This window comes from Arthrobacter cavernae (assembly GCF_017368795.1).
In the GTDB taxonomy this organism is placed as follows: domain Bacteria; phylum Actinomycetota; class Actinomycetes; order Actinomycetales; family Micrococcaceae; genus Arthrobacter; species Arthrobacter cavernae.
This window is the reverse complement of the sequence record NZ_JAFNLL010000077.1, coordinates 1-9,239: the sequence shown is the minus strand read 5'-3', so window position 1 is coordinate 9,239 and position 9,239 is coordinate 1. Positions and strand designations below refer to the sequence as shown.

Below are 9,239 nucleotides of genomic sequence, written 5' to 3'. Positions count from 1 at the left end.
GGCGGCCACAGCGAAGCCCTCAGGGAAGTCCAGGCCGAAGTAGCCGAAGTCGCAGACGTCGCCCACTCGGCCGGCGAGGCGCCGGCACGGCACTCGGCGCACAGCTAGACCAGTCCGGGCGTTGCAGGGGTCCCGGCCGGGACCCCTGCAACCCCTTGCACTGCGCCTTCATGCCCCGGCGCCAAAAATCTCTGTGCGAAGCACACGAAAGACAGACAAGACGGGAACAAACATGCCGATCCGGGTAGGCGTCATCGGCGCCGGAATCATGGGCGCGGACCACATCAGGAACCTTTCCACCACCATCGGCGGGGCCGAGGTCACCTTTGTGGCAGACCTCGACGCCGGCCGCGCCGCAACCGCGGCACCTCCCTCCGCCCGCATCACCACTGACCCCTCCGAGTTGATCAACTCCAGCGAGGTGGACGCCGTCGTGGTTGCCTCGCACGACTCCACCCACGCCGGACTGGTGCTGGAGTGCTTCGAAGCGATGACACCGGTGCTGTGCGAGAAACCCTTGGCGCCAACCCTCCTGGAAAGCCTCGAGGTAGTGGCTGCGGACGCCGACATCGTGGCCGCCACGGGGGCCTCGCTGCTGTCATTGGGCTTCATGCGGCGCTTCGACCCCGGCTACATGGCGCTGCGCCAGTCCGTGCAGGGCCGCATCCAAGGCGAGCCCTTGGTGGTCCACTGCACCAGCCGGAACGCCGCGGCCGGCCCGGGCACCACGGCGGAATCGGCCATCACCAATTCGGCCATCCACGAGCTGGACATCATCCCCTGGATGCTGAACTCGCCGATCACCGAAGTGTCCTGGCAAGCCGGGCGGAGCTCGCGCCACGCCGAGGGCGGGCTCAAGGACCCGGCCTTCATGACGCTTCGCACCGCCGACGGCACGCTGACCACGCTGGAGCTGTTCCTGAACGCCCGCTACGGCTACACCACCAGCTGCGAGGTTGTCTCGGAACTCGGCACCACCGGCCTAAACGAATCCGCACTGCTGGGCATCAGGCAGGAAGGCAGCAGCCAGGAGGGAATCCCCGCTGACTGGCGCCCGCGCTTCGCCGACGCGTACCGGCTGCAGCTGCAGGCCTGGATTTCAGCCCTGGCCACGGGAGAACAACCGCCCCTGGCCGGCGCGCAGGATGGACTCAATGCATCTCTGGTGGCCCAGGCCATGATCCAGTCCCTGCACAGCGACGGCGCCTACACGAAAGTGAGCTACTCATGAACGCCGCGGGACTTCCGGCCTCCCGCGTGCCCGCTTCGCGGGATGCCCCGGTGCTGCGCTGGGGGATCATGGGACCCGGCTGGATCGCCGAACGGTTCACCGAATCCGTCCAGGCCCACACAGACCAGGTGATCGCCGCCGTCGCGTCCCGTTCGCTCAGCCGGTCCAAGGCATTCGCGAACGCTTTCAATGTGCCCGCGGCCTACGGCAGCTACGAAGAGCTGGCCGCCGCCCCGGACATCGACATTGTCTACGTCTGCACGCCGCACAATTTCCACCACCAGGCGGCGGTGCTGGCCCTCGACGCCGGCAAACACGTGCTGGTCGAGAAACCGATCGGGCTCAGTGCCGCGCAGGCCCGGGACATTGCCAAACGGGCCGAGGCCGCCGGGGTGTTCGCCGCCGAGGCCATGTGGAGCTTCTTCCTGCCGAAATTCGACGTGATCCGGCAGATCCTCGACGCCGGGACCCTGGGCACCATCACCACGGTTGTTGCCGAATACGGCGAACACTTCGACCGCAGCCACCGCATCTTCGATCCCGAACTGGCCGGCGGCCCGCTGCTGGACCTCGGCACCTACCCGCTGGCCCTGGTCACCGAGGTCCTGGGCCTGCCGGAACAGCTCCACGCCATCGGCCAGCCCCACGAATCCGGGGTCAATGCCCAGCTTTCCGCCATCATGCAGTTCGGCAGCGGCGCCCAGGCCGTGGTGAACACCCACGTGCACAACTTCACGCCCACTTCCGCCACGGTTGTCGGTTCCGTTGCCACGCTGACAATCGACGGCCCCTTCAACATGCCGGGCGGCTTCGAGGTCCGGTTCCCGGATGGCACCCGCCTGCGCCATGACGAGGCGGCCGGTGGCCATTTCGAGGGACTCCACTACGAGGCTGCAGCCGTGGCCCGTGCCGTGGCTGCCGGACAGGCTCAGGCCAGCCAGCGGACCTTGGCGGCCTCCATCCGCACTCTGGAAGTTGCCGACGAGATCCGACGCCAGTTGGGCGTGGAGTTCCCGGGCGATACCGCTGCCCCGGACGGAACGCAGCATCCTACCGGAGCTGAGGACATTACAACTTTTTCAACGGAAGGAACGCCATGAAGGACGTCATTCTCGGTCTGGTCGGAGTGGGGCGCATCGGCGTCATGCACGCCACCAACATCTCCGCGCTCAACGGGGTGCTCAATCCGCAGGGCATCAACGTCAGGCTCCGGCTCACGGACGTGGCCGCAGACCACGCACGGGGCATCGCAGCCGGCCTCGGTGCCGAGTTCCTGCCCTCCGTGGAGGCCCTCATCGCCTCCGGCGTGGACGGACTGGTCATCGCCACAGGCACCGGAACGCACCCGGAGCTGATCCGCGCGGGAGTGGATGCAGGCATCCCGGTCTTCTGCGAGAAGCCCGTGGCCATGAACGTGGCGGACGCCCTGCCTGTGCTGGACTACGTCCGCGAGCACCAAGGCGTGGTCCAGATTGGCCATCAGCGCCGTTTCGACGCCGGCTACCTGGCAGCCAGGCGCGCCTACCAGGCCGGCGAGCTGGGCTGGATCCACTCCCTGCGCGCTGTCACGTGCGACATGACGCCGCCTCCGGTGGAGTTCCTGGCCACTTCCGGCGGGCTGTTCCGAGACTGCTCCGTGCACGACTTCGACATCCTGCGCTGGCTGACCGGCCGCGAGATCGTGGAGGTCTATGCCAAGGGCTCCAATAACGGCGACCCGGCCATTGGGGAGGTCGGCGACGTGGACACGGCGCTGGCGCTGGTGACGTTCGACGACGGGACCGTAGGTACCGTCTCTGCCACCCGATACAACGGGGCCGGCCATGACGTCCGCCTGGAAATCCAGGGCTCCCGCGGTTCGCTGATGGTGGGACTGGATGACAAGACGGCGCTGGCCTCGGCCGAAGCGGGGATTGCCTTCCCCGCTGGGGAGCCCCACACGAGCTTTGCCGAGCGGTTCGACCAGGCGTACCGCTCCGAGATGGAGGCCTTCGTTGAACTGATCCTGGGCCGGCGGGAGAATCCCTGCACGCCGGAAGACGCCGTCGCCGCCTCCCGGGTGGCCGACGCCGCCCAGGAATCGCTGGCAAGGGGCGTCCCGGTGAAGGTGGCTCTGGCTACGGCAATCGCCGGCTGAATCATTTGGCGTAGGAAGGCCCCTCAGGAAGTCCGGTCCTGAGGGGCCTTTAATGTCGTACCCCCTTGGAAGAGTTAAGCCATGAAAGCCATTGGATTGGTCGCAGCGCACCGGAGCGATCCGTCAGACAGCAGCTATGTGTCCGGCCACCGGAGCAGAAGCATGGTGGAGTCGATGCCCACCGGCCTGTCCATGGACACTGGCCTGTCGCTGGACGCCGGCCCGTTTCGGGCCGCGGCCGGCTGGTCGGTGTCCACCCCGGTTCAGGAGCAATGGGTTCAGGAGCAATGGACCGCGCCGCCGCTACCACCAGACGAGCTGCCGCCGCTGCCTCCAGACGCGCCGCCGCTCCCGGGTTCCATCCCAGATCGAAGGTGAGCTCACTGCGACGGCCCGGGAAAACGACGCTGACTTCCTGCACCGCGTTGCACGGCGCTGGACGGAAGCCCTCGACCACCACGGCGCCGAACCCAGCGAGGAACTGCTCCGCCGGCTCCAAGGCGCCTTCCTCCGCAAACCCCGCCACGGCCTCCAACACCTCGAAATCTTCGCCACCGCGGACCAGTTCGAACACCTCGTCACGGTAATGAACACGGCCACAAACCCCAGGGTGCTGAATCAGGCCGCGGACGGTGCCCAGGCCCCATGCGCCGGGGATGCCTCCGAACCTGGAAGCATCCGTCCGGCAGTTGCAACCGGGAACATGTCCGCGGCCAGTCCGCAGCTGGACCGGCGCAGCCGGCCGCAGAAGCTACTGGATGGGCTGGTAGGGGCCTGCAAAGCCGCCCTGTCCGCCGGGACACTCCCTGCCGCGGGAGGACTCCGGCCGCAAATCATAGTGACCATCAGCTACCAGGACTTGCTGGCCGAGCTCAGAGACCGAGTCGGCGTTGACGCCATTCCGGCTGGCAGAGCTGCCGCCCGTGCCGGAATGAGAGGTCCCCGGGGTGGACCCACGAGCACAGGGAACGGCACCCTTCTGTGCAGCCATCACCATCACGTCATCCACAAAGAAGACTGGTGTATCCGCGTCCGGAATGGAGTGCCGTGGTTTGTTCCTCCGGCCCATTTGGACCCCAAACGGGAAACCCGCCGAAACCACTACTTCAGATGCTGAGGATGAACGGCAGTACCGTCTCAGGCGCGGAACGGCAGGCGCGGGTCGATGTCCTTGCCGTCCCAGCTCTGACGCACCCAGCCGTGGTGGGGGTCGTCGCTGATGAGCCATTCGCGGACGGGGCCGGGGCCTGCCATCACGTTGAGGTAGTACATGTCGTAGCCGGGGGCCGCTATGGCAGGGCCGTGCCAGCCGTAGGGGACCAGGACCACGTCACCGGTGCGGACCTCGGCGGCAACGTCGATGGGGCGCTCGTCGGAGGCGTAGACCCGCTGGTAGCCGATCGCGTCAGCGTCGGCGGGGGCACCGGAACCGGGGGCCACCCGCGTCTCGAAGTAGTAGATCTCCTCGAGGTGCGTTTCGCCGTCCTTTTCCTCGTCGTGCTTGTGCGGGGGATAAGAGGACCAATTGCCGGCCGGCGTGAGGACCTCGCAGACAATGAAGCGGTCTGCCTCCAGGGCTGCGGGCGTACCGAAATTATGGACCTGCCGGGAGCAGTTGCCGGCGCCGCGCAGTTCCACCGGGGTTTCGGCGGCCGTGACGAGCCGGGTGGGGTACGAGGCCTTGGCCGGAGCGGTGGCGACCGCCACCCGTCCGCCGTCGGGAGAGCTGATGGTTACGGCCTTGCCGGCGCCCGAATACAGCACATCACTGGGGCCGTGGAACACGGAGGCCCGCCCCGCGAGGGGGTATTCGACACCGTCCACCGTGACCGCAAAGGATCCGTTGAGCGGCACCACGATGCGTTCCTCACCCGCCGCGGGAAGTTCGACGACGGCGCCTGCCGCCAGGGTGGCGAGCTTCAGGCCCGTGTGGGCCCAGCCGTCCACGGCCAAGGATGAATCGGAGGTTCCGAGCGAGATGTCCCAAACGCCGTCGTTGGCGGTTCCCAGTGGGTAGACCCAGTTGGCCATGAAGTATGTCCTTGCGTTAGCGCTGTACGAGTGTCATTTCAAAGCTGTAGGAATCGGCCCGGTAGACGTGGTGGCCGGTTTCGACCATGCGGCCGGTGTCGTCCACGGCGGTGCGCTCCATGGTGACCAGGGCGGACCCCGGCTCTGCCTCCAGCAGTGGAGCCTGGTAGTCGTTGGCGATCATGGCGCCGATGCGCTGGGAGGCCAGGCGGAAGTTGACGCCGCCGCGGCGCAGGATGGCGTAGAGCCCCTCGGCGGCGAGCATGGCCTCGTCCATGGTGGCGATGTCGTCGCGGACCCAGTTCTCCATGAGCGCCAGCGGCTTGCCGCCCACTTTGCGAAGACGGGTGAAGTGGTAGACCTTGGACCCGGCGGGCAGCTGCAGGGCGGCCAGGGTAGCGGCGTCGGCTTCCATGTGGGAAAAGCTCAGGACCTGAGTGGTGGGCTTCTTGCCGTTATTGGTGAGGTCGTCGAACAGGCTGGAGAGCTCCAGCGGCCGGCGGACCTGGCTGGAGACCACCTGCGTGCCCACGCCGCGCTTGCGGACCAGGAGACCCGAGCGGACCAGTTCGTCCATGGCCTTGCGCATGGTGGGTCGGGAGAGGTTTAGCTGCGCGGCGAGGTCGATCTCGTTGTCCAGCCGGCTGCCCGGTTCCAGGACGCCGTTGTGGATTGCGGCCTCAATGCCCTGGACCACCTGGTGGTACAGGGGCACGGGGGAGGAGCGGTCGATGCTGAGACCAAGTTGATTCGCCATTGCATGCTTCCTGCCGAGTATGTCGCTATATGTTCTCTTGATAGGACATATTGCCTTTTCTTGATGATAGCAGCCGCCAAGCGCGGGTCAAGAGGGAGCGCCATGCGCCTTCCCGTGCGGATGCGGCTCAATGTCCTGACATTAGAACGAGTGCGATGATGAGTGGGCTCCGGAACGCTCAGCTGCGCCGGCGGCAGACCTCCACGAAGGCCCTGAACGGGATGAGCCGCTCGGCGTCGGGAAGCTGCGACGCCTCCGGGTGCCACTGCACCGAGGCCACCCAGCGGGTGGGATCCTCCAATGCTTCGATCGTGCCGTCGTCGGCCACGGCCGTGACCACCAGGCCCTCGCCCAGGCGGTCCACGGCCTGGTGGTGGCCGGAAGCGATTCTGACCGTGCTGCCTTCCGGGGTGCCATACAGGGCCGCGGCCTTGGAGTGCGGCGCGAGCTCGACGTCGTGCCAGGCCCAGGCGTCCGGCTCACCTTCGCCGGGAATGAGGCCGTTGTGCTGAACCGTGGAGGACGGCATGTCCTGGACCAGCGTGCCGCCGTAGAGCACGTTGAGGAGCTGATGGCCGCGGCAGATGCCCAGCAGCGGCAGACCGGCGTCGATGGTGGCGCGGGCGACACCCACATCCAGGCTGTCCTGCTCCGGGTTGACGTCGTACAGCGCCGGGCCGGGATCCTGCCCGTAGAGGTTGGGGTGGAGGTCGCCGCCGCCCGGCAGCAGCACGCCGTCGAGGCCTTTCCTGGCAGTGGCCAGCAGGCCCTCCTCATGCCCGTAGGCACTGTCCAGCAGCACCGGCTCGGCACCCGCGGCGCGCAGCAACTCCACAATGAACACGAACAGCTCATTGGCCTCGCCCACGCGGGCATCGGCACCCTCGGAGCTGCTAAGCCGGACCGGGAGGCCGATGCGCGGAGAAGGACGCTGGGAGTCTGCGGAAGTCTGCATGATCCATAGTGCACCGGGCGGGCTGCCCGCGCACAACGACGCACTCCCACCGCTACGCTGATGCCATGAATCCGTCCAGTGCCCTGAATCCAAGCCCCCGCACTCTCGACGTGGAGAGCGTGGCCCATTTCGACAGGCTGGTGGGTGCCGGCGCGGCGTCGATGCACGGCTGGCATGCGCAGTCGCTGGACCTGCGCGGGCGTTCCGGGAACCTCGCCGCCCTCGACCCGCAGGGCGCCATCTTCCTGGGCTGCACCTTCGATGACGGGGTGGAGGACGCCCTGCGCAGCCGCGGCGCGCTGATCTTCCCCAAGATGCGCGGCGTCCCGTTCAACCCGTACCGCGGCAGCCTCTACAGCGCCGCGGAACTCTACGAGGACATCGGAACCAGCGAATACGAAGCCACCCTGGACGCGCAGGTCTACCAGTGGAGCATCCTGCCCGGGCGGCGGACCAGTCTCGACGCGACCCTGGCCGCGGCGCTGCACGACCACGCCGTGGGCGATGCCCTGGACGAACTGCTCGGAGACGGCGACTTCACCGGGACCAAGCTGGTGGGGGTCATGGGCGGGCATGTCGCGCAGCGCGGCACCCGGGACTTCGCCGATGCCGCCCGGCTGGGCAGGCTGCTGGCCCGGAACGGCTTCACCGTGGCCACGGGCGGCGGGCCGGGCGCGATGGAGGCGGCCAACATGGGTGCCTACCTCAGCGGACTGCCCGACGCCGGGTTCTCGGCTGCGCTGTCGGACCTCGCCGCTGTCCCGGGGTTCCGGCCGTCGGTGACGGCCTGGGCGCGGACGGCGGCCGCCGTCGTCGGGCAGCATCCGGAAGGGACGGCGTCGCTGGGGATCCCCACCTGGTTCTACGGGCACGAGCCGCCCAATCTGTTCGCCACCCACATCGCCAAATACTTCGCGAACTCGGTGCGCGAGGCCATTCTGCTGGAACTGTGCAACGGCGGGATCGTGTTCCTGCCCGGCTCGGCCGGGACGGTGCAGGAGATCTTCCAGGACGCGTGCGAAAACTACTACGGGGCCCCGGAGACCGTCACCCCCATGGTGCTGGTGGGCCGGGACCACTGGGAAAACAAGTACCCGGCTTGGCCCATGCTGCAGAGCCTCGCGGAGGGCAAGCTGATGGCGGAGCGGATCTATCTGGTGGACAGTGTGGAGGAGGCGCTCGCCGTCGTCGCGGGGTAGCTTGGGCTAGTGCGGGGGCACGCCGCCCATGCGCTGCGTGACCTTGGAGGCCGCGGCCGCGCAGGCCTCGCCGAGGTTCTGGAGGGTGTCCTGGGAGACGCGGAAACGCGGTGCCGGAATGAGGACGGCCGCCACGATGTCGCCGCGGTGATCGTACACGGGGGCGGCGATGCCGACCTCCTCGATGGAGGTCTCGCCGTAGTTGACGGCCCAGCCGCGCTTTGCGGCGTCTTCGAGCCGGAGCATGTAGGCCTCGAGGCTGGTCTCGTCCAGTCCGGGAAGGGAAATGGTGCCGCTGTGGAGCAGGGCACGCACGCGGTCCGGTTGTTCCGCGCACAGGAACACCTGCACCGAGGCGCTGAGGGCGTCGTTGTAGCGGGCGCCGAGCGGGGCGGTGTGCTTGACCTGCTGGCGGCTGGCGATTTGTTCCACGCACATGGACTCGCTGCCGTTCCAGACCATCAGGGCGCTGGTTTCGCCGGTGCGCTCGGCCAGTTCGCGCAGCACGGGGTAGGCCACGCGCCGCTCATCCAGTTCGGCCAGCAGCGGCCCGGCGACGGCGATCAGGCCCAGGCCCAGGCGGAAACGGCGGGTGTCCGGGTCCCGCTCCACGAGGTTTTCCTGCTCGAAAGTGGCCAGGATGCGTGAGACGGTGCTCTTGTGCAGGCCGATCCGGCTGGCGATCTCGGTGACGCCCAGCATGGGTTCGTCCGCGGTGAAGCTGCGCAGGACCGCAATCGCGTTGACGATCACGGAGGTGCCGCGGCTGTCGCCGTTTCCGGAGGATTCGCTGGATTCTGGGGGATTCATGGTGCCCACTATATTTCTTCCCGAAGGTGGAACGGGCGTGCCCTCCCGCCGTGTGGGCGGGAGGGCACGCTCCTTGCAGGTGTCAGGCGCTGATGATGTTGTACTCAGGGCCGAACGGG

The 9,239-nt window shown here is 67.7% G+C and carries 10 protein-coding genes; 6 read left to right on the top strand and 4 right to left on the bottom strand.

The features are described from left to right. Window positions 1-232 precede the first annotated feature (232 nt). The 5 genes from J1902_RS18650 (at window position 233) to J1902_RS19975 (ending at window position 4,485) form a co-directional block, all read left to right on the top strand. On the top strand, window positions 233-1,231 hold the full coding sequence (locus tag J1902_RS18650) for a Gfo/Idh/MocA family oxidoreductase (RefSeq protein ID WP_207617868.1): 999 nt from the start codon (window positions 233-235) through the stop codon (window positions 1,229-1,231). Further along, complete coding sequence (locus J1902_RS18645; RefSeq protein ID WP_242702218.1) at window positions 1,228-2,331, top strand: Gfo/Idh/MocA family protein; 1,104 nt, start codon at window positions 1,228-1,230, stop codon at window positions 2,329-2,331. Before J1902_RS18650 ends, J1902_RS18645 begins: the two co-directional genes overlap by 4 nt. Then, window positions 2,328-3,368 (top strand): Gfo/Idh/MocA family oxidoreductase, encoded by a 1,041-nt coding sequence (locus J1902_RS18640; RefSeq protein WP_207617867.1) that lies wholly within the window; start codon window positions 2,328-2,330, stop codon window positions 3,366-3,368. The genes J1902_RS18645 and J1902_RS18640 overlap by 4 nt, the downstream gene beginning before the upstream one ends. Before the next feature lie 81 nt (window positions 3,369-3,449). Next, window positions 3,450-3,746 carry a hypothetical protein gene (locus J1902_RS19580; protein ID WP_242702217.1) on the top strand — a complete coding sequence of 99 codons (297 nt, stop codon included), beginning with the start codon at window positions 3,450-3,452 and terminating at the stop codon, window positions 3,744-3,746. Continuing rightward, complete coding sequence (locus J1902_RS19975) at window positions 3,736-4,485, top strand: DUF222 domain-containing protein (RefSeq protein ID WP_372434600.1); 750 nt, start codon at window positions 3,736-3,738, stop codon at window positions 4,483-4,485. The genes J1902_RS19580 and J1902_RS19975 overlap by 11 nt, the downstream gene beginning before the upstream one ends. A gap of 20 nt (window positions 4,486-4,505) precedes the next feature. Here J1902_RS19975 and iolB read toward each other — a convergent pair whose 3' ends face one another. The 3 genes from iolB to J1902_RS18620 form a co-directional block, all read right to left on the bottom strand. Then, on the bottom strand, window positions 4,506-5,399 hold the full coding sequence (gene iolB, locus J1902_RS18630) for a 5-deoxy-glucuronate isomerase (RefSeq protein ID WP_207617865.1): 894 nt from the start codon (window positions 5,397-5,399) through the stop codon (window positions 4,506-4,508). A 16-nt stretch (window positions 5,400-5,415) separates the two neighbouring features. Continuing rightward, entirely contained in the window at window positions 5,416-6,156 is a 741-nt protein-coding gene (locus tag J1902_RS18625; protein WP_207617864.1) for a GntR family transcriptional regulator, read from the bottom strand. 178 nt (window positions 6,157-6,334) lie between these two features. After that, on the bottom strand, window positions 6,335-7,111 hold the full coding sequence (locus J1902_RS18620; RefSeq protein WP_207617863.1) for a gamma-glutamyl-gamma-aminobutyrate hydrolase family protein: 777 nt from the start codon (window positions 7,109-7,111) through the stop codon (window positions 6,335-6,337). 65 nt (window positions 7,112-7,176) lie between these two features. Between J1902_RS18620 and J1902_RS18615 the strand changes: the two genes are divergently transcribed. Then, window positions 7,177-8,310: an LOG family protein gene (locus J1902_RS18615; RefSeq protein WP_207617862.1), complete on the top strand. Its 1,134-nt coding sequence runs from the start codon at window positions 7,177-7,179 to the stop codon at window positions 8,308-8,310. 6 nt (window positions 8,311-8,316) lie between these two features. Here J1902_RS18615 and J1902_RS18610 read toward each other — a convergent pair whose 3' ends face one another. Further along, on the bottom strand, window positions 8,317-9,120 hold the full coding sequence (locus J1902_RS18610; protein WP_207617861.1) for an IclR family transcriptional regulator: 804 nt from the start codon (window positions 9,118-9,120) through the stop codon (window positions 8,317-8,319). Window positions 9,121-9,239: the final 119 nt, after the last annotated feature.

Excerpts from the sequence above, each read along its gene's own strand:
- J1902_RS18625 (WP_207617864.1), bottom strand. The coding sequence starts at position 6,156 with ATGGCGAATCAACTTGGTCTCAGCATCGACCGCTCCTCCCCCGTGCCC.
- J1902_RS18640 (WP_207617867.1), top strand. The coding sequence starts at position 2,328 with ATGAAGGACGTCATTCTCGGTCTGGTCGGAGTGGGGCGCATCGGCGTC.
- J1902_RS18610 (WP_207617861.1), bottom strand. The coding sequence starts at position 9,120 with ATGAATCCCCCAGAATCCAGCGAATCCTCCGGAAACGGCGACAGCCGC.
- J1902_RS19580 (WP_242702217.1), top strand. The coding sequence starts at position 3,450 with ATGAAAGCCATTGGATTGGTCGCAGCGCACCGGAGCGATCCGTCAGAC.
- J1902_RS18645 (WP_242702218.1), top strand. The coding sequence starts at position 1,228 with ATGAACGCCGCGGGACTTCCGGCCTCCCGCGTGCCCGCTTCGCGGGAT.
- J1902_RS18650 (WP_207617868.1), top strand. The coding sequence starts at position 233 with ATGCCGATCCGGGTAGGCGTCATCGGCGCCGGAATCATGGGCGCGGAC.
- iolB (WP_207617865.1), bottom strand. The coding sequence starts at position 5,399 with ATGGCCAACTGGGTCTACCCACTGGGAACCGCCAACGACGGCGTTTGG.
- J1902_RS18615 (WP_207617862.1), top strand. The coding sequence starts at position 7,177 with ATGAATCCGTCCAGTGCCCTGAATCCAAGCCCCCGCACTCTCGACGTG.
- J1902_RS18620 (WP_207617863.1), bottom strand. The coding sequence starts at position 7,111 with ATGCAGACTTCCGCAGACTCCCAGCGTCCTTCTCCGCGCATCGGCCTC.